Source organism: Slackia sp. CM382, assembly GCF_000293015.1.
Lineage (GTDB): Bacteria > Actinomycetota > Coriobacteriia > Coriobacteriales > Eggerthellaceae > Slackia > Slackia exigua.
Genome location: NZ_ALNO01000016.1, coordinates 122,732 through 145,991, shown reverse-complemented (window position 1 = coordinate 145,991; position 23,260 = coordinate 122,732). Strand labels below are relative to the sequence as shown.

16 protein-coding genes are annotated in these 23,260 nt (G+C 64.2%); 2 read left to right on the top strand and 14 right to left on the bottom strand.

Translation table 11 applies throughout. The features are described from left to right. Window positions 1–8: 8 nt before the first annotated feature. The 11 genes from recA to uvrC all read right to left on the bottom strand — a co-directional run bounded on the left by recA (window position 9) and on the right by uvrC (window position 16,006). A complete protein-coding gene (recA, locus tag HMPREF1155_RS05910) occupies window positions 9–1,058 on the bottom strand; it encodes a recombinase RecA (protein ID WP_006361487.1) in 1,050 nt (349 codons plus the stop codon). 316 nt (window positions 1,059–1,374) lie between these two features. Then, complete coding sequence (pgsA, locus tag HMPREF1155_RS05905) at window positions 1,375–2,523, bottom strand: CDP-diacylglycerol--glycerol-3-phosphate 3-phosphatidyltransferase (RefSeq protein WP_009078765.1); 1,149 nt, start codon at window positions 2,521–2,523, stop codon at window positions 1,375–1,377. After that, entirely contained in the window at window positions 2,516–3,856 is a 1,341-nt protein-coding gene (gene rimO / locus HMPREF1155_RS05900; protein ID WP_009078317.1) for a 30S ribosomal protein S12 methylthiotransferase RimO, read from the bottom strand. Before rimO ends, pgsA begins: the two co-directional genes overlap by 8 nt. Before the next feature lie 10 nt (window positions 3,857–3,866). Continuing rightward, window positions 3,867–4,364 carry a YajQ family cyclic di-GMP-binding protein gene (locus tag HMPREF1155_RS05895; RefSeq protein ID WP_009078417.1) on the bottom strand — a complete coding sequence of 166 codons (498 nt, stop codon included), beginning with the start codon at window positions 4,362–4,364 and terminating at the stop codon, window positions 3,867–3,869. Between the two features lie 142 nt (window positions 4,365–4,506). Next, a complete protein-coding gene (locus HMPREF1155_RS05890) occupies window positions 4,507–5,865 on the bottom strand; it encodes a RodZ family helix-turn-helix domain-containing protein (RefSeq protein ID WP_009078464.1) in 1,359 nt (452 codons plus the stop codon). Between the two features lie 14 nt (window positions 5,866–5,879). Further along, window positions 5,880–8,918 (bottom strand): DNA translocase FtsK, encoded by a 3,039-nt coding sequence (locus HMPREF1155_RS05885; protein ID WP_009078449.1) that lies wholly within the window; start codon window positions 8,916–8,918, stop codon window positions 5,880–5,882. 33 nt (window positions 8,919–8,951) lie between these two features. Then, the gene (locus tag HMPREF1155_RS05880; protein ID WP_039993487.1) at window positions 8,952–10,853 is read right to left on the bottom strand and encodes a ribonuclease J; all 1,902 of its coding nucleotides are present in this window, start codon (window positions 10,851–10,853) and stop codon (window positions 8,952–8,954) included. Window positions 10,854–11,031: 178 nt separating this feature from the next. Continuing rightward, window positions 11,032–11,955: a DNA-binding protein WhiA gene (gene whiA / locus HMPREF1155_RS05875; RefSeq protein WP_006361495.1), complete on the bottom strand. Its 924-nt coding sequence runs from the start codon at window positions 11,953–11,955 to the stop codon at window positions 11,032–11,034. Between the two features lie 11 nt (window positions 11,956–11,966). After that, the gene (gene yvcK / locus HMPREF1155_RS05870) at window positions 11,967–13,046 is read right to left on the bottom strand and encodes a gluconeogenesis factor YvcK family protein (RefSeq protein WP_009078484.1); all 1,080 of its coding nucleotides are present in this window, start codon (window positions 13,044–13,046) and stop codon (window positions 11,967–11,969) included. Continuing rightward, window positions 13,043–13,966 carry an RNase adapter RapZ gene (rapZ, locus tag HMPREF1155_RS05865; protein WP_009078331.1) on the bottom strand — a complete coding sequence of 308 codons (924 nt, stop codon included), beginning with the start codon at window positions 13,964–13,966 and terminating at the stop codon, window positions 13,043–13,045. The genes yvcK and rapZ overlap by 4 nt, the downstream gene beginning before the upstream one ends. 18 nt (window positions 13,967–13,984) lie before the next feature. Continuing rightward, complete coding sequence (uvrC, locus tag HMPREF1155_RS05860) at window positions 13,985–16,006, bottom strand: excinuclease ABC subunit UvrC (protein ID WP_006361498.1); 2,022 nt, start codon at window positions 16,004–16,006, stop codon at window positions 13,985–13,987. A 244-nt stretch (window positions 16,007–16,250) separates the two neighbouring features. Here uvrC and sstT point away from each other — a divergent pair, with 244 nt between their 5' ends. Continuing rightward, window positions 16,251–17,501: a serine/threonine transporter SstT gene (gene sstT / locus HMPREF1155_RS05855; protein WP_009078362.1), complete on the top strand. Its 1,251-nt coding sequence runs from the start codon at window positions 16,251–16,253 to the stop codon at window positions 17,499–17,501. Window positions 17,502–17,596: 95 nt separating this feature from the next. Here the strand turns inward: sstT and HMPREF1155_RS05850 are convergent, their stop codons facing one another. Further along, window positions 17,597–17,794 (bottom strand): hypothetical protein, encoded by a 198-nt coding sequence (locus HMPREF1155_RS05850; RefSeq protein ID WP_009078508.1) that lies wholly within the window; start codon window positions 17,792–17,794, stop codon window positions 17,597–17,599. A gap of 144 nt (window positions 17,795–17,938) precedes the next feature. Continuing rightward, window positions 17,939–18,415: a ribonuclease HI gene (gene rnhA, locus HMPREF1155_RS05845; RefSeq protein ID WP_009078595.1), complete on the bottom strand. Its 477-nt coding sequence runs from the start codon at window positions 18,413–18,415 to the stop codon at window positions 17,939–17,941. A gap of 359 nt (window positions 18,416–18,774) precedes the next feature. Between rnhA and gdhA the strand changes: the two genes are divergently transcribed. After that, complete coding sequence (gene gdhA, locus HMPREF1155_RS05840; RefSeq protein WP_009078539.1) at window positions 18,775–20,106, top strand: NADP-specific glutamate dehydrogenase; 1,332 nt, start codon at window positions 18,775–18,777, stop codon at window positions 20,104–20,106. 123 nt (window positions 20,107–20,229) lie between these two features. On the opposite strand, the gene uvrA is transcribed toward gdhA, so the two are convergent. Beyond that, the gene (gene uvrA, locus HMPREF1155_RS05835; protein ID WP_009078668.1) at window positions 20,230–23,127 is read right to left on the bottom strand and encodes an excinuclease ABC subunit UvrA; all 2,898 of its coding nucleotides are present in this window, start codon (window positions 23,125–23,127) and stop codon (window positions 20,230–20,232) included. Window positions 23,128–23,260 lie beyond the last annotated feature (133 nt).

The window sequence follows — 23,260 nt, the reverse complement described above, 5'->3', positions numbered from 1 at the left end:
TCCCCCTTCTATTCCGCAGACGCGTCCGCGGTTGCACCGACGAGCGGGATATCGAAGAAGTCACGAACCTTCGCCTCGATTTCATCGCGAAGATCGGGATTGGTGCGCAGGAGCTCCTTCGCCGCTTCCCTGCCCTGGCCGAGACGTTCTTCGCCATAGGTGTACCACGCGCCGCTCTTGCGCACGACGCCCGCATCGACGCCCATGTCGACGATGCAGCCTTCGCGCGAGATGCCGGTTCCGTACATAAGATCGAACTCGGCTTGGTGGAAAGGTGGAGCGACCTTGTTTTTCACGACCTTGGCGCGCACGCGGTTCCCGACGGGTTCGTTGTTCCTGTTCTTAAGCGTCTCGATGCGACGGATGTCGATGCGCACGCTGGCGAAGAACTTCAGCGCGCGACCGCCCGTCGTCGTCTCGGGATTGCCGAACGACACGCCAATCTTCTCGCGCAGCTGATTAATGAAGATGCACGTCGTATTGGATTTCGAGAGCGAGCCTGCGAGCTTGCGAAGCGCCTGCGACATAAGGCGGGCCTGGGCTCCGACGGTCACGTCGCCGATTTCGCCTTCGATTTCCGCGCGGGGAACCAACGCCGCGACGCTGTCGATGACGATGGCCGAGATGGCGTTGCTGCGCACGAGCATGTCGCAGATCTCAAGGGCCTGTTCGCCGTAATCGGGTTGGGAGATAAGGACTTCGTCGATATCCACCCCGAGACGCGCGGCATAGGTCGGATCCAAGGCGTGCTCGGCGTCTATGAATGCAACGATACCGCCTGCCGCCTGGGCTTCTGCGATTATCTGAAGAGCCAGCGTGGTCTTGCCGCTTGATTCGGGGCCGTAGATTTCGATGATGCGGCCGCGGGGGACGCCGCCGATGCCGAGCGCGGCATCGAGCGCGAGCGCGCCGGTCGGGATGACGCCGACCTCGAGATCGCTGCTCCCCTCGCCCAGCTTCATGATCGATCCCTTGCCGAACTTCTTTTCGATCTGATCGGTCGTGAGCTTGAGGGAATCGGGTTTGTCGTACGTCTTCGGCTCTTGCGTTCGCGCCATGGATTCTCCTACCTTGCCTTGTCATTGGAAGAACGAGTGCATTATTACGAACATATGTTCTTATGTCAAGGGCTGCGGCACGCGCTTCCGCATACATGGGGCCGCCAACCCGAGACACGCCTATTGAAGCAGATGGAACCTGCCGACGCATTGCTGCGAACCCCATCGCCTTTGCGCCCGATCCTGCCCGAGACGCGATCCTTTCCTCCCCGATTCCCCGAAGGATCCATCGAAAACCTTGCCCGCTTCCGATCGGGCGGTCGACCGCCGGCTGCGTTGCGGCACCCGAACGAAGCGCGTCCTGGCCTTCGAGCGTTCAGCGCTGCGCCAGGGAGGCCAGGAGCATGCCCAACGCGGCATCCACAGCAGCGCGACGCACGTCTTCGCGGTCGCCGTCGAAGCGATGCAGCGCGGCATGCGTTCCCGCATCGCTCGCCACGCCGATCCAAACGGTGCCGACCGGCTTGCCGGGAACCGCCCCGCCCGGCCCCGCGATGCCGGTGACCGAGACTGCGACGTTGACGCCCAGGGCCGCACGCGCGCCGTCCGCCATCTGGCAGGCCGTCTCTTCGCTGACCGCGCCCTTCGTCTCAAGCGTTTCGGGCGAAACGCCCAGGCGGGCCGTCTTCACATCGTTGGAGTAGCTGACGACCGAACCCCATACGACCTCGGACGATCCGGCCACGGACGTCAACGCCGCCGAGATCAGCCCTCCCGTGCAGCTTTCCGCCGTGCCGATGCGCATGCCGGCCGCCTTCGCGGCTTCGATGACCCGCTCAGGCAGCGTTTCGCCGTCTCCTCGCATGTCGGTCGCGACGTTTTCGTCCGCGCCCCGATCCTTCGGACGAAACCCGATCAGATGACGCGCCTTGGAAAGATAATCGACCATCGAGACGACCGTCAGCATAAGCGCAACGGCCATGACGGCCCAGGCGAGCACATTGACGGCAAGCGCGAACGAAGAACCCATGCCCGCGATGGGCGCGCTGCCCTTCACGACGAACAGGACGATGGCGACCATCTGGAAGACGGTCTTGAACTTGCCGAGATACGATGCGGCGATGACCTCGCCCTTGCTCGCGGCGACCATGCGCACGCCGGATACGATGAACTCGCGCGCCACGATGACGAGCACGATCCAGCTCGGAAGAGAACCGAGCTCTATCAAGACCAGCAGCGCCGCCATGACGAGGATCTTATCGGCCAGAGGATCGAGGAACTTGCCGAAATCGGTGACTTCGTTGCGCTTGCGCGCCAGGTACCCGTCGAGCCAGTCCGTAGAGGATATAAGGATGAAGATCGCGGCGGCGACCCAGCTCTGCCAATCCGCAGAGCCGAAACCGACCCATTCGGTCCAAGGACTGAGGATGGCGACCACGAAGACGGGGACGAGCAGGATGCGGACGATGGTGATGACGTTCGAGGGCGTCTTGATGTTCTCGTTGGCATGCGTCGCGTCAGCCATGGACGATCTCACCTTCCATCTCGTATGCGAGCGTATCGACGATACGCGCCTTGACGACATCTCCCGCCGTACCGCCGTCGAGATAGACGACGCCGTCGACTTCGGGAGCCTGGCACATCGCGCGGCCATAGACCCGGCCGTCTTCCTCTTGCCCGAGCACGACGACGTCCATCACGTCGCCGATGCGCGAAGACACGCGGGAGAAGGCGAGCGCATCGCACAGATCGCGGACCTCTTGGGCGCGTGCGAGCTTCGTTTCCTCATCGATCTGGCCCTCCATGCGCGCCGCACGGGTTCCGTCCTCGCGTGAATAGGGAAAGACCCCGACGTAGTCGAGATCAGCCTGTTCGAGAAAATCGAGAAGCGCGGAGAAATCCTCGTCGGTCTCTCCGGGAAATCCTGCGATGACCGTCGTGCGCATCGCGATGCCCTCGATGCGCTCTCGCGCATGGGCGAACAGATCGAGAAAGCGCCGCGCGTCGCCTGAACGTCGCATGGATACGAGCACGCGTTCGGAGGCATGCTGCACGGGAATATCCAGGTACCGGCAGACGTTCGGCCGCGAAGCCATCACGTCGAGCAGCTCGTCGGTGACCCCTTCGGGTTCGAGATACATGACGCGGAACCAGGTGTCGGCGAATTCGGATGCCAGGGCATCGATCAGCCACGCCAACGTGCGATCGCCCTCAAGGTCGCACCCCCATCTCCCGGTATCCTGCGCGATGAGCGTGATCTCGCGCACGCCGTACGAGACCTGCCGCGCCACGGCTTCGCGAATGCGTTCGTACATGAAGCTGCGATAGCGCCCGCGGATGTAGGGAATGGAGCAGAACGAGCAGAAATGATCGCATCCGTCGCCGATCTTGACGTATGCGGCCGCATTGCCGTCGAACAGGTGCGCCCCGAGCGCCGCGTCCGGTTCGGGCTGAGGCCCGAACAGGGATTCGAGCACGTCGGCGATGTCGCTTTCGCCCGCGCACGGAACGAATGCGCTCGCCTCCTTAAGCTCGGTCTCGAGGTCGGCGCCGAAACGGGAGGGCAGGCACCCCGACACGATGAGCTTGGCATCGCCGCGCGCGACGTTGTCGAGCGCGGCGGCCTCGAGAATGGCATCGATGCTTTCCTCGATGGCCGTCTGGATGAACGAGCAGGTGTTCACGACGACGGCGGAGGCCTGCCCGGGATCGTCGACGACGCCGAATCCGGCCGAGACCACCGCGCGCTTCATGTCGGCGGTGTCGACCTCGTTCTTCGCGCAGCCAAGCGTCAGAAACGACACGCCGAGGCGTTCGGACGCATCCGATACCTTGGTTGCGACATCGATGTTCGACACGTGCGACCCCTTATCGGTAGTTCGTGAACTGAATGGGCTGGTCGTACGACTTGCCCTTCAGATATGCGATGACATCCTGCAGCGCATCCTTCGATGAAGAGGTCACGCGAAGCTTGTCGCCCTCGATGGCGACCTTGGCCTTGATCTTGGAGTCGCGGATGTCCTTGCTGATCGTGCGCGCGAATTCCTTGTCTATGCCGTCGACGATATCGCCGAAGACGCGAACGCTCTGGCCGGCAGCCGGCTGGGGCGTACCCCACGCGACGGCCCCCAGATCGACGCCGCGCTTGACCAGCTTGCTGGATATGACATCGATGACCTGCTTGGAAACGAAATCGCTCGGAGCGCTGACCATGAGGCGCTTGGCCTGCTTGTCGAGCTCGACCTCGGCACCGGACCCTTTGAGGTCGTAGCGTTGGGACAGCTCGCGTCGGGCCTGCTGGAAGGCATTGTCCACTTCCTGCATGTCAACGCTCGAGACGACGTCGAAATTGAATTCCTTGGCCATGGGGATCGCTTCCTTTCCGTGCAAAAGGCGGCTCCCGAAGAGCCGCCCGTCGTGCGTGCGAATCTGACCGTACAGTATGCGCCGAGACCGCCTTCGCCGCGCGCATCGCGCGGGCATTTCTGCCGAATCGGCAGAACCCTTCTTAGGCTGCGCCCTTTCCGGAGCCGGACGTCGAGGCATCGGCGGAAGACGCGGACGCGTTCGATCCGCCGTGCGCTTCGTTCCATGCCGCGAGCACATCGGCGAACTTGAACGTGACCGTATACACGCCGCTCGCGTTTTCCTCGAAGCTCACCTTCTTGCCGTCCTGCGTCAGCGTGATCGCATCGGGGTTCGTCGTGGTGAACTGAAGCACGGAATCCACGTCGTAGGTCGACGAATACGGTCCGGTCAGGGTTTGCGCCAACGTGGGCGCGCCTCCGTCGGAAAGCGTGGTGCCCTCGTAGACTTCGACGTAGGCCGTCTGCCCGTCGGCGACGGAGAACTCGATCGTGGTCTTGGTGGGAGCGGCCTCGGCCGGAGCCGAGGGCTTCGTCGCGGCATCGGAGCTCGACGCCGTGGACGCGGATGACGAATCCGAGGAATCGGACGAGGAAGCGGCCTCGGGCAAGCCGGTGATGTTCATCGTGGTCTGCTGCTCGGGCTGAGCGGGCGCGCCGAGCGAACGCACGACGACGGCGACGAGGACGATGAGCAGGAGAATCGCGACGCCCGCGACGATGAACGGCAGACGATCGCGCCACCCGTCGAGAAAACCCCCTGCCGAAGACGAGGCGCCGGCGTAGATGCCGTCCATCCGGCCGGACGACGCACGCACGGAACGGCGCTCGCGCACGGGAGCCATGGCGCGCGTGCTTCCCGCATCCTGGACGGAACGGGCCTGCCAGCGAGACAATCCGTCGCCGTAGCCGTTGTACGAACCGACGTGCACCGACCCGATGCGCCGCGTGGAATCGGCGGATCCGAACGAGGCGCCGCGCAGGGGATCCTCCGCAAGCGCGTCACGCGACGAACCGACATGGGCGCGCGAGGCATAGGCGCCCGCTCCGGACGATCCGTAGCCTCCGCCGCCATATGCGCGGCCGCCCGCCTCGTCGTAGCTCGGGAAAAGCTCGTCGAAGGCGCCGTTGCGATGAGAGGCGCGCGACGGACCGACGCCCACGGTATCGGCCTCGGCGCGCCGCTCGCGACGCGTGCGCCCCGAATCCATGTTGATGCCGGACGGACGGATGCTCGAACGAGCCGATTCGAGCTGGAATTCGTGCTGGGCGTCGAGATACATCTTCACGATCTCGGTCGGGTTCAATCCGAGGTAGCGCGCGTATGCGTTGATCATGTTGCGGGAATAGCCGCGCGGCGGCATGCTCGCCAGATCGGAGTCCTCGATGCACTCGAGGATATCGGGGCGGATGCGGATGCGACGCGCGACGGAGACCAGATCCTCCCCCGCGCTCTCGCGCGCATCGCGCAGGATCGCGCCGAATCGAAGGTTGTCAGCCACGTGGGACCACTCCTTTAAAACCCGTACGAATCGTTAGCGTCATGTTCTTCGAATGCCTTCAAGGATTCAAGCTCGAGCTCGTCGACGAGCACTTCGCGCGGCTTGCTGCCGTTCGGAGGACCGACGACGCCTTTTTCCTCGAGCATGTCCATTATACGGCCCGCGCGCGAATAGCCCACGCTCAGGCGGCGTTGGATATTGGACGTGGATCCCATGCCGCTCGAGACCACGATGTCCGCGGCCTCCCAGATAAGAGGATCGACGGACGTCGATGTTCCGCCCGATCCATCCGATGCCGACTGCCCGATGCCGATGAGGTTCGTCTTGAGGATCTCGTTATGGTATTCGGGCTCGCCCTGGGCCTTGAGGAATTCGACGACCGTTTCTATCTCCTCGTTCGAGACATAGCAGCCCTGGAGCCTGACCGGCTTGGGATATTCCGGCTTGCCGTACAGCATGTCGCCATGCCCTATCAGATTCTCTGCGCCGGTCTCGTCCAGGATCACGCGGCTGTCGATGCCCGACGCGACCGTGAGCGCCATGCGATTCGTGATATTCGCCTTGATGAGACCCGTGACGACATTCGCGGAGGGACGCTGGGTCGCGATGATCATATGGATACCGGCGGCGCGCGCGAGCTGGGCCAGACGGCTGATCGACATCTCGACTTCCTTGCCGACGTTCATCATGAGGTCGGCGAGCTCGTCGATCACGATCACGATGTACGGCATGATCTTGGACGGATCGTCCTGATCGTCGCCGAACGTATCCCGCGCATCTTCGTCGAGCGTGCCGTTCCTGATCTTCTCGTTGTACTGTCCGATGTTGCGCACCCCCGCCTTGGAGAGCACCTTCAGACGGCGCTCCATTTCGGCGACGGCCCAGGCAAGGGCGCTGGAGGCTTCCTTGCATTCGTTCACGACCGGCACATAGAGATGCGGAATGCCGTCGTACGGCGTGAATTCGACGCGCTTGGGATCGACCATGATGAAGCGGACTTCGTCGGGCGTCGCACGCATCAGGATCGACATGATCATGGCGTTGATGGCGACGGACTTGCCCGAACCCGTCGTGCCGGCGATGAGGATATGCGGCATGGCGGCGAGGTCGGACAGGATCGCATGGCCTTCGACGTCTTTTCCGATGACGACCGTGAGCGGCCCGCCCTTCGCGAATTTAAGGACGTCGCCGAGCAGCACGTCCTGACGAACCCGATTCGGCACCTCGATGCCGACATAGGTGGTTCCAGGGATGGGCGCGAAGATGCGCACGCCCGACGATGCAAGGGACAGCGCGATATCGTCCACGAGGTTCGTGACCTTGCTCACGCGCACGCCGTTAGGCAACGACACTTTGAACAGCGTCACCGTCGGACCCGCAATCCAGTCGACGACCTCGGCGAAGACGCCGAAGTCTTCGAGCGTTCCCTGCAGATCGACCGCCGTCTGGCGAAGCGAGGCCTCGTCGGCCTTCGTCGCGCGCGTCGTGCGGCGGATGAGACCCGAACCGGGAAGGACGAAATCGCCGCGCTTCTCCCCCGAGGAAGATCCCGTCGCGGCGGCCTTCGGCTTGCGCCGCTTCGACGAAGAGGCGCGCTTCGCCTCTGGTTCTGCGGACAGCCGCGTCGTCGGAACGTCGCCCGGCCCCTGTCCGGACGGTTCGGCCGGCGCATGGGACAGGCGGCGCGTCATGCCGGACGCCTGCGCGCGCGCCTCGGAGCGCGTCGGGGCGACGAATTCGCCGAACGAGGCGGCATCGGCTGCGCCGTCCTCGTCGAACGGGACGTCGAAGGCATGCGTCGGCGACGCCGAGGAAGCGTGCCGATCGGCATCGGATGTTGAACCCATGCCGTCGTCGAAAGAGTATTCCCCCGGCCAGTATTCATCGACCGATCGAGCCCGGCCATCGAATCCTTCGCGCGCACGCTCGCGAATCGTCATCGTGGCGCGGCGGGGCCGGGACAGATCGCGCGGCACGCGACCTGCGGGTTCGAGACGAGACGTTGCGCACGCCGCGATGCCGGGCCCTTCCGCCGCGACGCGCGTGGGTGCAAGGAATTCACCCGGCGTTCCCGTCCCTGCCTTCGACGTTTCGGCATCGGCGGCATGCGCGCGCGAGCATGCGGCGGCAGCACGCGACGATTCCGTCCCGCGATGTCGGGCGCCGTCGGATATGGCCGAGGTCTCGACGCGGGCGAGAAGCTCGTCGACCGAGCGATCCTCGATCGGAGCGTCCGCTCCCATGGGAACCCCCGCGACCGGCGGCGTCGCGAAGAGCGAAAGGTCGGCCTCCTCGTCTTCGCGGCGGCGCCGTGCGCGGTCGGCGGCGGCATCGCGGACCTTATCGACGACGTCGGATATGGAAAACCCGATGACGACGGCGCCGGCGATGAGGACGCCCGCGAGGAAGATGGCGCCCACCGCGCGCCCGAAGAGCTTGAGCAGCGCCCAGGCGATGCCGGCGCCGACATAGCCCCCGCGTGCGGACAGCTCGGCGGCGGAGAACATCGCCGCGCTCGCATCGCCTTGAGGCGTGAAAAGCGCGAGCAGGGCGAGCAGCGCGACGATCATGAGCGAAAGCCCCGCGCCGACGCGCAGCGCGAAATAGCGCTTGTCCGTGCGGACGAACAGGCATGCGCAGATCGCGCCAAGCAGGAACGGCAGCAGGAACGATCCGAAGCCCAGAACGAGGCGGATGGAATCGTTGAGGAACGACGTGACGATGCCCGAAGGAGGCAGGATCATGGTCAGGAGGAGCGCGATCGCGCATACCGCGAGCACCACGCCCGCGATATCGCGCTTCGTGCGCGCGTCGAGGATGACCGGCGCCTCATCGCGCTCGGAGGTCTGCGCCTTGCGGTCGGCGGAGGACTGCCGGGCCTTCTTCAGAGGCACGCGTTTCTCATCGCCCGACGAGGGCTTCTTCTGAGCCGAAGCCTTTTCTTTGGCGGTCGTCTTGGGGGCCTGTGCCACGAAACGCTCCTTGGTGACGGTTGACGGACGGCCGAAGCGCGCATCGCCCCGACGCGCATCGGCGAAGCGTCCCGCCCGCATGGCCGGGCAGGACGCGAGTAAACGCAAAGGGCCTTACGGCTCGATGATGGACGCGATGACCATCGGGCGCTGCTTGGTGCGTTCCCACAGCAAAGAAAGCAGCGCATCCTTCAGAAGCTTTTCCAGATCGCGTCCGCGCTTGCCGCGCTCGAGGCCGCGACGCAGCGATCCCTCGACGCACGAGACGGCCTCGGAGCGCAGGCGAGACACGTCGCCGCCAGTGATGCCGCGCATCTCGACGCGGACGTCGCCGAGGACCTTGCGGCCCTTCGGATCGACGGCGCAGGCGATGGATGCCAGGCCGGACTCGGAAAGCGTCGTGCGCTCGTCGAGGACGTCGCGCGTCGTGTCGCCGACCGACAGCCCGTCGACGAACACGATGCCGCTCTCGACAGGCTCGCCGCGACGGACGCCGTTGGTCGTGAGCGTCAACGTGTCGCCGTTTTCGCAGATGAAGATATTACGAGGATCGACGCCGACCGCCTCGCCCAGACGGGCGTGCGCACGCAGGTGGGCGGCTTCGCCATGAACGGGCATGAATGCCCTGGGCTTCACGATGGAGAGCACGATCTTGAGCTCCTCGGCGCCTGCATGTCCCGAAACGTGCACGAGGGCGCGCGACTTGTCGTACACGTCGCAGCCGATCTTGGCGAGCGAGTTCGTGACGCGCGTGACGGCTTTCTCGTTGCCGGGCACGGGCGTGGCGGAGATGATGACGGTATCGCCGCGGTCGATGTCGATCGTGCGATGCTCGCCGTTCGCGATGCGCGCGAGCGCCGAGAGCGGCTCGCCTTGGCTGCCGGTGCACATGATGACCACGCGCTCGGGCGGCAGATCCTTGAGGTCGTAGGCGTCGAGCAGGTTGTCGTCGGCGATATGAAGATAGCCGAGGCGGCGCGCGATATCGGTGTTCTGGATCATGGAGCGGCCGGTCACGACGACCTTGCGGCCGTTGGCGACGGCGGCGTCGGCGATCTGCTGAAGGCGATGGATGTGGCTCGCGAAGCTCGCGATGATCACGCGCCCGGTGGCGTTCGCCATGATGGAACGCAGCGCCTTGCCCACCTCGGCCTCGGAAGGCGTGAAGGATGACTTCATCGAATTCGTGGAGTCGGATAGCAGCAGATCGACGCCGATCTCGCTGAAGCGCGCGAGCGCGGCGAAATCGGTGTGGACGCCGTCGATCGGCGTCTGGTCGAGCTTGAAATCGCCCGTATGCATGACGTTGCCGGCGGGCGTCTGCATGAAGACGCCGACCGCGCCGGGAATGGAGTGGTTCACGGCGAAGAAATCGATCAGGAAGCTGCCGAGCTTCATCTCGTCGCCGGCATGGATCTCGCACAGGCGCGCCTTCACGCGATGCTCGGCGAACTTCCCCTCGATCAGGCCGAGCGTGAGCTTCGTCGCATAGATCGGCACTTTGCGGGAAAGGTCCTTCATAAGATACGGCAGCGAACCCGTATGGTCTTCGTGCCCATGCGTGATGATGATGCCGCGCAGCTTGTCCTCATGCTCGAGGACGTAGGTGTAATCGGGAAGGATGAGGTCGATGCCCGGATGGTTGTCGTCGGGAAACATCAGGCCCGCATCGACGAGGATCATGTCGTCGCCGCACACGAAGGCCGTCATGTTCTTGCCGATGCCGTCGAGCCCGCCGAGCGGGATGATGTCGAGCCTGGCGGAAGAATCCTTCTTGACGCCGCCGGCGCGGCCGGCATTGCGCGTGCGCGCCTTTTCGAACGGCATCTCGGCGGCCTGGGCGCCGCGCGTGATATGCGGACGCTTCGCATCGATGGTCACGTGCTTGCTAGCCTGCGTGCGGCGGCGCCGCTCGCGCGATGCGCCGGACCCCTTCTGCGAGGACGGTTCCTGGGATCGGGCCTCCCGGCCCTTCGGTTCATTGCTCAAACGAGTTCTCCTTTGCTCGATGCGCATGCCCGGTCGCATGCGCGTCCTTCAAACCGCGGCCGTCTTCAGGCCTGCGGAAGCGTTCGATCATGAGGCGCCGATGAGGCGGCGCATCGCGTTTAACTGCATAATTTTAGTCGATACCGCATCTGCGGACAAACGGTCCGAACGAAAGCCCAGACGATACGCACAGGCGGCGTGGGCGCTACAGTTTTCGGGCGATGTCCTCGAGCCTGCGCACGCGATGATACACCGCCGATTTCGAAAGCGGCGGGCTGGCCTTCTCCCCCAGCTCCTTGAGCGAGGCGTTCGGATTATGAAGACGCAGGTACACGAATTCCTGAAGGCCCGGCGAGAGCGACGAGACCTTGCCGCTCTCCACGATCTTGCGGATGCTCACGATCTGATCGACCGCCGACGCGGCGCTTTTCGCCTGGTTCGCGATCTCCGCATTGATCTTGCGGTTGATATCGTTGCGCACGCTCTTGCGCACGCGCTCGCTTTCCATGGAAAGCGCGCCTTGATGCGCGCCCGTGAACGCAAGGAACGCCAAGATGGACGGGCCGCTTTTCATATAGACGATGAACGAGTTGCGGCGTTTGAGGACATGCGCGTTCATCGAATGGCGGTTCATGAGGGCGACGAGCTCGCCGGCAAGCGTTTCGTTCTCGACCGTGATCTCGAAGTGGAAATCGCCGCGCGGATCGGCGATGAACCCGCGGCCGAGGAAGGCGCCGCGCACGTATGCGGCGCTGCAGCAGGTCTTCTCGACGAGGTGCGGCGCGATGCCGCTCTCAAGGCCCGCATCGCCCAGAACGCCCAGATCGACGAGCGCATCGTCGAGCCCCGGCTGCGGCGGCACCGTGATGAGGAAATTGGGCGTGTCGTGCAGGACGCTGCGGCGCGCCGTGAGCTCGGTCTTGAAATCGTACATGCCGTGAAGCGACCGGATGACGAAGCGGGCGACGGGACCGACCTCCGTCGATATCTCCAGGCCGCGCCTTCCCTTTCCCATGATGAGCAGGGTGCCCTCGATGCGCACGAGCGCGGCGAGCGTCGCGCGGGCGCAATGGCTGCAGGAGGGTTCGACGCGCGCGAGCTCGTCTTTGACATCCGACGTGAACGACATGGCCGAACGCCTCAGGATCGGAAGACGCGCGCCGAGCGACGCTCGTCGATGTCGAGGACCGTGCAGAACGCTTCACGTAACGCTTCCGGATAATGCCAGGTCGGATGCATGTGATCGGCGAGGTCGCGCACAAGGACGACGACGCCCTCGGATTGCAGCTCGACCGCCTCGTCATACGTCAGGCCGACGGCCTCCACGTCGTTTTCGACGGTCGCGCATGCGCCGGGGGAAAGCGGCGTGGCGCTATGGACGAGCATGTAGTCGACAAGCCCTTCCATGCCGTGCGACGCCAAGGCGCGATAGTGGTCGACGGCGCGCATGCCCCGCGTCTCGCCTTGCACATCGGCGACCGCGCAGACGAAGACCGTCGTGGCCGACGACGCACGTATGGCGTCGACGATGCCGGGAACGAGCAGGTTCGGGATGATGGAGGTGTACAGGGATCCGGGGCCCAGCACGACGAGATCGGCCTCTTCGATCGCACGAAGCGCCGGAAGGTAGGCCTCGATCGATCCTTCGGAGCTAAGCGACACGCGCCCCAGCGCGCACGTCGAGGCGCCGGCCTGCGCCTGTCCCGTGAGCGCGTCGCCGTCGCGCGTCACGGCCGTGAGCACGACGGGGTCGAGCGTCGAGGGGAACACGTGGCCGCGCGCCTCGAGGATCCCCTCGCAGATCTCGATCGCGCGCGGGAACGACCCCGTGGCGTCTTCGAGGGCTGCGAGCATGAGATTGCCGAGGGCATGGTCGCCGGCGAACGCGAACCGGTATTTGAACGCGCGCGTCAGCGGATCGTCGTGATCGCGCGCCATCGCGACAAGGCACTTGCGGATGTCGCCCGGCGCAAGCGAACCCGCCTCTTCGCGAATGACGCCGGTCGAGCCGCCGTCATCGGCCATCGCGACGACGGCCGACACCTCGGCATCCAGGCTCAAGAGCGTGCGGATGGAGACAGGAGCGCCGGTGCCTCCCCCGATCACGACCGCCTTCAGGGGCGACGCCTCGCCATGGGGCCGTGCCGAAAGCTTGGCCGATAAACGCGCGAACGCCGCGGTCTGCGCCGGATCCTGGAAAAACGGCGAGCCTGCGCTCATCGTGCGTCACCGTTGCCATCGGCCGAAGCCCCGCGCGCATCCGTATGCGCGAGGGAGAGATCGCGATGCGACACGCTCACGCGGTACCCCGCGCCGCGCAGGAAATCGCCCGTCGCCTCGGCGAGGGCGACGCTGCGATGCTGCCCGCCCGTGCAGCCGACGGCGATGGCCAGCTGCTGCTTGCCTTCCTTCACATAGCCGGGCATGACGCAGGACAGCAGATCCTTCCACCGCGAGACGAACTCGAGCGTCTCCTCGTCGTACATGACGTAGTCGCGCACGGCGGCATCGAGCCCGGTCAGGGGCCTCAGCGCGTCGATATAGTACGGGTTGGGAAGGAAGCGCACGTCGATGACGATATCCGCGTCGATGGGCGCTCCGTGCTTGAAGCCGAACGAGTACACCGTGACCGCGAGCCCGTCCCGATCGGTGCCGACGGAGAAGATGTCGCGAATGCGCTTGCGCAGCTGCATGGGCAGAAGGTCCGTCGTGTCGATGACATCCTGCGACATCTCGCGCAAACGATAGAGGAGCGCACGTTCCTGTACGATGCCCTGGGCGATCGTCATGCCCTCCGAGCAGAGCGGATGCCGGCGGCGGCTCGCCTTGTAACGCGCGACGAGCTTGTCGTCGGACGCATCGAGGAACAGCACGCGATAGGCGCGTCCCTCTTCGCGCAACGTCGCGAGCTCATCGACCAGATCGACGAAGAACTCCTGGTTGCGGGCGTCGCACACCACGGCGAGACGCGTCTCGCCGTCTCCGCGGCGCTCCATGGACGCGATCAGGTCGCCTATCAGGCAGGCAGGCAGATTGTCTATGCAGAAGTACCCGAGGTCCTCGAAGGCATGCATGGCCTCGGTGCGGCCGGCGCCGCTCATCCCCGAGATGATCACGAGATCGGATGCGGATTCGCCCATCGTGCACCCCTTCCTTTCCTACGCCGTCGCCGAAGCGGCGTCGGACGGCTCGTCGGAAGACACGCCGATGCCTTCCGAGATATCGTTGTTCCTGACGGAATTATACTGCGCAAGCACCGCGAAGACCTCGCGTGCGACCTCTTCGGGAACGGCGCGGACGGCAAGGATGTCGTCGAGCGACGCCGCGCGCAGGCGTGTGAATCCGCCCATGGCCTTGAGCAACGCCTTCTTGCGCACGGGGCCGAGCCCTGCGACGTCGTCGAGAACGGACTTCGTCATGCCCTTGCCGCGCAGTTCGCGATGGAAGGCGATGGCGAAGCGATGGCTCTCGTCGCGCACATGCTTGACCAGGTACAGCGATGCCGATCCGCCCGGCAGCACCACGGGACCCGTCGATTGCCAAGGCACGAAGAGCTCCTCGTCCCGTTTGGCGAGGCCGCACACCGGGATGTCGTCGATGCCCATGTCGGCGAATTGGTCGAGCACGGCGTTGAGCTGAGGCAAGCCGCCGTCGAGGATGAGCAGATCGGGTTTCTTCCCGAAACGCTCGTCGGCCATGCGCTCGGGGGCATAGCGGCGGCCGATGACCTCCTTCATGCTCAAGAAGTCGTTCGCCTCGTCGAGAGGCGTCTTGATCTTGAAGCGACGGTACTGGTTCGTGTCGGGCCTGCCGTCGGTGAAGACGACCATGGACGCGACCGTGTAGCTGCCGTGGATGGTGGAGATGTCGAAGCATTCTATGCGCATCGGGGGCCCGTCGAGCGCCAGGGCGCTTTCGAGCTGAAGGAGCGCCGCGTTGACGCGCTTGTCCTCGTAATTGGTGCGGACCTTGTAGCGGTTGAGGGTATGCCCCGCGTTCTGCCGCGCCAGCGCGAGCAGCTCCGACTTCTCGCCGCGCCGGGGCACCGTGATACGCACGCGCGCGCCGTGGACGCTCGCGAGCTTCCCGGTGAGCCATCCTTCGACGGCCTCCGCGTCTTCGAGCTCGCAATCGACGATGACTTCGCGCGGGATGGATGTCGTGGCGTCGTAGTAGCGCAGCAGGAAGTCGTGCAGGAGGTTCTCGTCGGGTATGTCGCGGCCTTTGTCGAGCACGAATTCGTTTCCGTTGATGATGCGCCCCTCGCGCACCATGAAGACATGGACGCCGGCGATGGTCTCTTCGCGCGCGATGCCGACGACGTCGGCATCGAGATTGCGGGCGGACACGGCATGCTGCCGATCCGTAAGCGAGTTCACGGTGTCGATGCGCGCCTTCATGCGCGCGGCGCGCTCGAAGTCGAGCTCGGCCGCCGCCGCATGCATCTCGTCGGTCAGCTCGCGGACGAACTCGGCATGGCTTCCCGAAAGGAACTTCTCGATGCGTTCGACGTTTCTGCGGTAGCCCTCGGGCGTGATGCGGCCGCAGCACGGGCCCGGACCTAAGCCGACGTGCGCGTCGAAGCAGGGACGCAGGCCCTCCGCAGAGAGGAAGGCGTCCAGATCGCCGGCGGCGAGCCTGCGGTTCATGCGACGCCATTCAGCGCAGCGGGCGGCGCAGACGGGCACGAGCTTGCGGGCGATGTCCACCAGGCTTCGCGCTGCGCGGCCATCGGTGTAGGGACCGAAATAGCGCGTCGTCGCCACGTGCTTCTCGCGCGTGTATTTGATCGCGGGAAACACATCGCCTTTGGTAAGCGCGATGAACGGGTAGCTCTTGTCATCCTTGAAGTCGGCGTTGAAGAAGGGGGCGTACTGTTTGATGAGGTTCTTCTCCAAGACGAGCGATTCGTGCTCGTTTTCCACGACGATGTATTCGAACGTGTCGATCTGGGCGACGAGAAGCGGGATCTTAGCGCGGTCGTCCTGGAAGTTCACGTACTGGCGCATGCGTGCGCGCAGCTGCTTGGCCTTGCCGACGTAGATGACCTCGCCCGCGGCGTTCTTCCAAAGATAGACTCCCGGACGCGTCGGGACGCTGTCGAGCTCGCGTTTGATGCGCGCGAGCGTCTCGGGTGCGATGCCGTGCGCGGACGCGGCGATGTTCGTGGATTCGGCCATGCGTCGAGTATAGCAACGGGGCGCCCGTGCGCTCCCCGCACGCGTCTCCGGCATCATCAAGCATCCACAGCGCCTGCGAAAACGTACGTTTGCCCCATGAAACGCGCCGTATGTCCGACGCCGTTGAAACCCCCGGAGCCCATCCGAGTAGGATTCGAAAAACATTATCGGCCGGTGGCGAGCTCTCCAGGCGCAGGGAAGGGTCCGGAGAGCTTTGACCATCCTCACCTGAAAGGATGTCAATATGCAGAAGTATTGGCAGAAATGGATGGACAGCAGCCTTATCCTGCGCATCCTCATCTTCTTGGCCATTGGCGCGGTGCTCGGCCTCACTATCTCCCCCGACGGCGCCGTCGGGCCCGTCGTCGCGCTGCTCGGCACGATCTTCGTCGGCGCATTGAAGGCCGTCGCCCCGATCCTCGTCTTCTTCCTCGTCATGAGCGCGCTTGCGAACGCCAAGTCCGCAGGCAACATGAAGACCGTCGTCGTCCTCTACCTCATCAGCACCTTCGTTGCCGCGCTCGTGGCCGTGCTCGCCAGCTACGCCTTCCCGACCTCGCTCACGCTCGTCGTCGCCGAGGGAATCGAGCAGACGCCCGCGTCCGGCATCGGCGAAGTCCTGACCACGCTGCTTACCAACATGGTCGCCAATCCTGTCGCCGCAATCGCGAACGCGAACTACATAGGTATTCTGACCTGGTCCGTCCTTATCGGTGTCGCGCTGCGCGTCGCGCCCGCCGGCACACGCGAGACCATCAAGAGCATCGCCGACGCCATCATCAAGGTCGTGCTCTGGGTCATCAACCTCGCCCCGTTCGGCATCATGGGCCTCGTCTACGCCGCCGTGTCCACGAGCGGCCTCGAGATCTTCACCGAATACGGCCGTCTGATCGTCATCCTCGTCGCCGTGATGTTCTTCATCGCGCTCGTCACGAATCCCATCATCGTCGCGGTCACCGCGCGCATCAATCCCTATCCGCTCGTCCTGCGCGCCCTGCGCGACTCCGCCGTCACCGCGTTCTTCACCCGCAGCTCCGCCGCGAACATCCCCGTGAACATGGAGCTCTGCCGCAAGCTCAAGCTCGACGAGAACAACTACTCCGTCTCCATCCCGCTTGGCGCAACGATCAACATGGCAGGCGCCGCCGTCACCATCACCGTCATGGCCATGGCCGCGCACTATACGATGACCGGCATGTTCCCCGATATCCCGACCGCCGTTCTGCTGTCTGCCCTCGCCGCCATCGGCGCCGCGGGAGCCTCGGGCGTGCCGGGCGGCTCTCTGCTCCTGATCCCGCTCGCATGCTCGCTGTTCGGCATCGATAATGACATCGCCATGCAGGTCGTCGCCGTCGGCTTCATCATCGGCGTCGTCCAGGACTCCTGCGAGACCGCGCTGAATTCTTCCTCCGACGTCGTGCTTACCGCCACGGCCGAGTACCGCGAATGGAAGAAGGAAGGCCGCACCGTCGACTTCGCCGCATGGGAGAAATAGCGGGCGCGTACGCGCGGATCCATCCCTAACGCTCGAGAAAGCCTCGTCGCAGACGAGGCTTTCTTTATTGCTGCATCATGATTTTCATTGCGGCGTCAGGATTTGCGCGGCCTTTCCGCCGCCGGGCGGCCGAGCGCGAACGACGGCGCGGAGGCGCCGGACCGAGCTTCGCACGGCAGGGCGGCATCCGTCAGCTCGTCGAGAACATGATTGAGAAAAGCGGCTTCGTCGGGAAGAAGGATGCGTGCAGCTGGAATGCTCGAGGAATTGGAAACGCCGCCGTCCTTCGCCATGCGCTGCTCCCTCCGTCCCTGGTGCCGATGCATATCAACCCATCACAGCTTCATCGTAGGACCTCGCGACGATAAGAACGCCCCAAAAACGGCATTTGCGGCGACGGGTCGAACGAATCGGTCGAAGCGCACGCACGTGCAGGGTCAGTCGGTGAATCCTTCGTCGATGAGACGATCCGTCCCGTCGGCGGCCGTTGTCGCAAGCTCGTCGCAGCGTTCGTTCTCCGGATGGCCCGCATGGCCTTTCACCCAGTGAAACGATACGCGATGCCCCTCTGACGCCGCGATGAGGCGCATCCAGAGATCCTGGTTCTTGACCGGCTCTTTCTTCGCATTCTTCCAACCGCGACGTTTCCAACCGTCGACCCAGCGGTCGGTGAACGCCTTGACGACGTACTGGGAATCGGTATAGACCGCAACCTCGCACGGGGCTTTGAGCGCCTCGAGGGCCACGATGACCCCAAGCAGTTCCATGCGGTTGTTGGTGGTGCGCTCGAATCCACCCGAGAACTCCTTTTGGTGCACGCCGCCCGACGGATCGACGAATCGCAAGATGGCGCCGTAGCCTCCCGGTCCCGGATTGCCCCGCGAAGAGCCGTCGCTGTAGATGTCGACATGCATGAAGGATCCTCCGTTTCGCGCCAAGGCGCATGCGCGCCGGATAGGCATCGGTCGAACGAGCATTATATCGTCGCGCGCCGACAAGAGGGTTCGGCGCAGACTGCGTCGACACGGATCCGCACGCCGCACGAGTTCCGTGGCTCCGTGGCTCCGTGGCTCCGTGGCTCCGTGGCTCCGTGGCTCCGTGGCTCCGTGAAATAATGCACGAAGCGTGATTCAACGCACGAGAAACGCATGGGAAACGCACGGGAAACAAACCCCGCATACCATGATGCCGTCAGCAATGGACGACACCGCCATGCCGCGCAGATCCATCCCCGCATGCGGTATTCCCATACGTTCCTACAGAAGGAGGCATCATGACCTACGCGCAGCGCGTCATCGAACAGGTCAAGGCGAAGGATCCGAACCAGCCGGAGTTCATCCAGGCCGTCACCGAGGTGCTCGCCTCGCTCGAACCCGTCCTCGCCGCGCATCCCGAATACCAGGACGCCGCATTGCTCGAGCGCATCGTCGAACCCGAACGCGTCATCCAGTTCCGCGTCCCTTGGGTCGATGACCGGGGTAAAGTGCAGGTCAATCGTGGGTACCGCATTCAGTTCAACAGCGCGCTCGGCCCCTACAAAGGCGGGCTGCGACTCCATCCTTCCGTCAACCTTTCCATCCTGAAGTTTCTCGGCTTCGAGCAGGTCTTCAAGAACAGCCTTACCACGTTGCCCATGGGCGGCGGCAAGGGCGGGTGCGACTTCGATCCCAAGGGCAAGTCCGACGGGGAGGTCATGCGGTTCTGCCAGAGCTTCATGTCCGAGCTCTTCCGCCACATCGGCCCCGACACCGATGTTCCTGCGGGCGATATCGGCACCGGCGCCCGCGAGGTCGGCTATATGTTCGGCCAGTACAAGCGGTTGCGCAACGAGTGGTCGGGCGTTCTGACCGGCAAGAGCCTCTCCTTCGGCGGATCCCTCGCGCGCACCGAAGCCACCGGCTACGGCCTCGTGTATCTCGTCGAAGAGCTGCTCGCCCAGCGTGGCGAGACCTTCGACGGCAAGACCGTCGATATCTCCGGATCCGGCAACGTGGCCATCTACGCTGCCGAGAAAGCCCAGCAGCTCGGTGCCAAGGTCGTCACGATGAGCGATTCGACGGGCTGGATCGAAGCGCCCGCCGGCATCGACGTTTCCGTTATCAAGCAGGTCAAAGAAGTCGAGCGCGCCCGCATTTCCGAATACGCGAAGCGCGTGGAGGGCGTCACGTACCATGAAGGCCGCGGCGTGTGGAACGTTCCCTGCGACATCGCCCTGCCCTGCGCAACCCAAAACGAGCTCTTCCTCGAAGATGCCGAAACGCTTGCGAAAAACGGCACCCTCGTCGTGGCCGAAGGCGCCAATATGCCGACGACCCTCGAGGCCACCGCGCACCTTCAGGAGGCCGGCGTCGCATTCGTTCCCGGCAAGGCCTCCAATGCAGGCGGCGTCGCCACGAGCGGACTCGAGATGAGCCAGAACTCCGAGCGCCTCTCCTGGACGTTCGACGAGGTCGATGCGAAACTCAAGAGCATCATGGTCGATATCTTCCACGCGGCCGACGATGCGGCCAACGAGATCGGCAAGCCGGGCGACTACGTCGCGGGCGCGAATATCGCGGGCTTCAAGAAAGTCGCCGACGCCATGATGTCCCAAGGGATCGTGTAGACGATACGCATCCCATGCTCCATGAACGAAGAAGGAAGGGAGGGCAAAGCCCGTATCCCTTCCTTCTTTGCGTCATGCTCGGATACCGCAGGGCACGAACGCGCACGCGTCCCTTCGTTTCGACTACGCTTCCTGCGTCGCGAATATCCTTTTCAGAAACGCACCTGTATGGCTTCCTGCAACCTGGGCGACCTCCTCGGGCGTGCCCGCGGCGACGATGGCGCCGCCGCGGTCTCCCCCATCCGGGCCGAGATCGACGATTCGGTCCGCCGACTTGATGACGTCGAGGTTATGCTCGATGACGAGCACGGTGTTGCCTGAATCGACGAGCCGTTGCAATACTTCGAGAAGCTGACGCACGTCTTCCATATGGAGGCCGGTCGTCGGTTCGTCGAGGATGTAGATGGTCTTGCCCGTCTGACGGCGCTGAAGCTCGCTTGCGAGCTTCACACGCTGCGCCTCGCCGCCGGAAAGCGTCGTCGCAGGCTGTCCGAGACGGATATAGCCGAGACCGACGTCGTGCATCGTCTGAAGCTTGCGCGCCAAGGCGGGAATGTTCTTGAAGAAGCCGAGCGCTTCGTCGACCGTCATCTCCAACACGTCGTATACGTTCTTCCCGCGATACGTGACCTGCAGCGTCTCTCGGTTATACCGTGCGCCGCCGCACACCTCGCACGGCACATAGATGTCGGGAAGGAAGTGCATCTCTATCTTGATCTGGCCATCGCCTTTGCACGCTTCGCAGCGGCCACCGCTCACGTTGAAACTGAAGCGGCCCGGCGCATAGCCGCGCGCCTTCGATTCGGGCGTCGATGCGTACAGCGCGCGGATATCGTCCCACAGTCCGATGTAGGTGGCAGGATTCGAACGCGGCGTGCGGCCGATGGGGCTCTGATCGATGTCGATGATCTTATCCAGCGCCTGATAGCCTGTAAGCTTTTTGAACGCGCCCGTACGCAGGTGGGAACGATTGAGGCGGTTCGAGAGCGCCGGCGCAAGCGTATCGGTGATAAGCGAGCTTTTCCCACTGCCCGAAACGCCGGTCACAACGGTGAACGTGCCGAGATCTATCTTGAGATCGACATCTTTAAGATTGTTCTCGGAAGCGCCGGTGAGCTTGATGGATCCCCGGCGCGGACGCCTGCGCTCTGCGGGGACCGCGATGACGCGACGGCCGCTCAGGTAATCGCCCGTCATGCTCCCCTCGACAGCGGCGATCCGATCGGGCGTGCCCTCGGCCACAAGATAGCCTCCGTGTTCGCCCGCACCCGGACCCATATCGATGACGTAGTCGGCGGCGCGGATCGTATCCTCGTCGTGCTCCACCACGATGACGGTGTTGCCGAGGTCGCGCAGGCGCTCGAGCGTGGCGATAAGACGGTCGTTATCGCGCTGATGAAGTCCGATGGAGGGTTCGTCCAGGATATACAAGACGCCCATGAGGCCGGCTCCGATCTGGGTGGCGAGCCTGATGCGCTGCGCTTCGCCGCCGGAAAGCGTGGCTGTGCCGCGCTCGAGCGTCAGGTAGTCGAGCCCCACATCGACGAGGAACTTGAGGCGCGCTTTGATTTCCTTGACGATCGCGGCGGCGATGACCAGCTGGCGATCGGTCAGCGCAAGCCCCTCGAAGAACCCGAGCAGATCCTTGGCGCTCATGGCGCAGAGCGCATCGATGCTTTCGCCTCCGACGGTCACTGCGAGGATTTCCGGGCGAAGCCTCTTGCCGCCGCAGGTCGCGCACGGAATGGTGGCGAAGTATCTTCCGTACTTGTCGCGCTGCCCGTCGGATTTCGCATCCTTGAAGCGCTCTTCGACCGCCGCGCAGGCGCCATGCCAGTCGATGAACCAATAGGTATCGCGTCCGTCGACGGTGCGATAGTCGACGCGCACCTTGTCGTTCGGAAGGCCGAACAGAAGCGCCTTCTGGACCTTGGCGGGCAGATCCTCCCACGGCGTATCGGGACGTTGTCCGAGATGGATGCACACCGCTCGCAATACCTGCGGATAGTAGTTGCCCGAAGCGAAGGGGGCGATGCATCCTTCCTCGAGGGAAAGCGACGCATCGGGAATGAGGAGCGAAGGATCGACTTCCTCGCGCGAACCGAGGCCGGCGCAGTCGGGACAGGCGCCGTACGGCGCGTTGAAGCTGAAATCCCTCGGCTGAAGCTCGTCCATGGAATGACCGTGCTCAGGGCAGGCAAGGGCGAGCGAGAAGAAATGATCGCCGGGAATGGCTGCGGAAAAGCCCGAACCCTTCCTCGGCGCCTGGATCGCCGCATCGTCCGGCATGCTCTCCTCGTCGATGACGTGCGCGACCACGCGCCCTTCAGAAAGCCTCGTCGCCACTTCGACCGACTCAGCGATGCGGCCCGTCGCGGACTTCTTGAGCACGACCCTGTCGACCACGACGTCGATCGTGTGCTTCAGCTTTTTATCGAGCCTGGGAAGCTCGCCCTCGAGGCGCACGACCTCGCCATCGATGCGAAGGCGCGAGAAGCCCTCTTTCCGAAGGTCCTCGATGATCTTGGCATGCTCTCCTTTCCGCCCGACCACGACGGGGGCGAGGATGAGCGCGCGCTTCCCTTCTCCGAGGGCGAGGATCTCGTCCGTCACCTGATCGGTGGTGCGCTTCTTGATCTCGCGCCCGCATTCGGGGCAGTGGGGCGTGCCGATGCGGGCGTACAGGAGCCTGAGATAGTCGTAGATTTCCGTCGTGGTGCCGACCGTGGAGCGCGGGTTCTTGGACGTGGTCTTCTGATCGATGGCGACCGCCGGCGAAAGGCCGTCGATGCTGTCGAGGTCGGGCTTGTCCATCTGGCCGAGGAATTGGCGCGCGTATGCCGAGAGGCTTTCGACGTATCGGCGCTGCCCCTCTGCGTAGATGGTGTCGAACGCGAGGCTCGACTTGCCGCTGCCCGAAAGGCCCGTGATGACGACCAGCTTATCGCGTGGAATGGCGACATCGACGTTCTTCAGATTATGCTCGCGGGCTCCGCGGATGATGATGGAATCACGTGCCATTCCGAATCTGTTCCTACTCTCTTCCGAATACTTCGTGCGCAACGTTGCATGATAGCCCCGAACGCCCGCCGACCGCAGAGCGAGCGTGCTCTCGCTGCAGAGATTCCATCCCTCGGATGCCCTGCCGAAGATA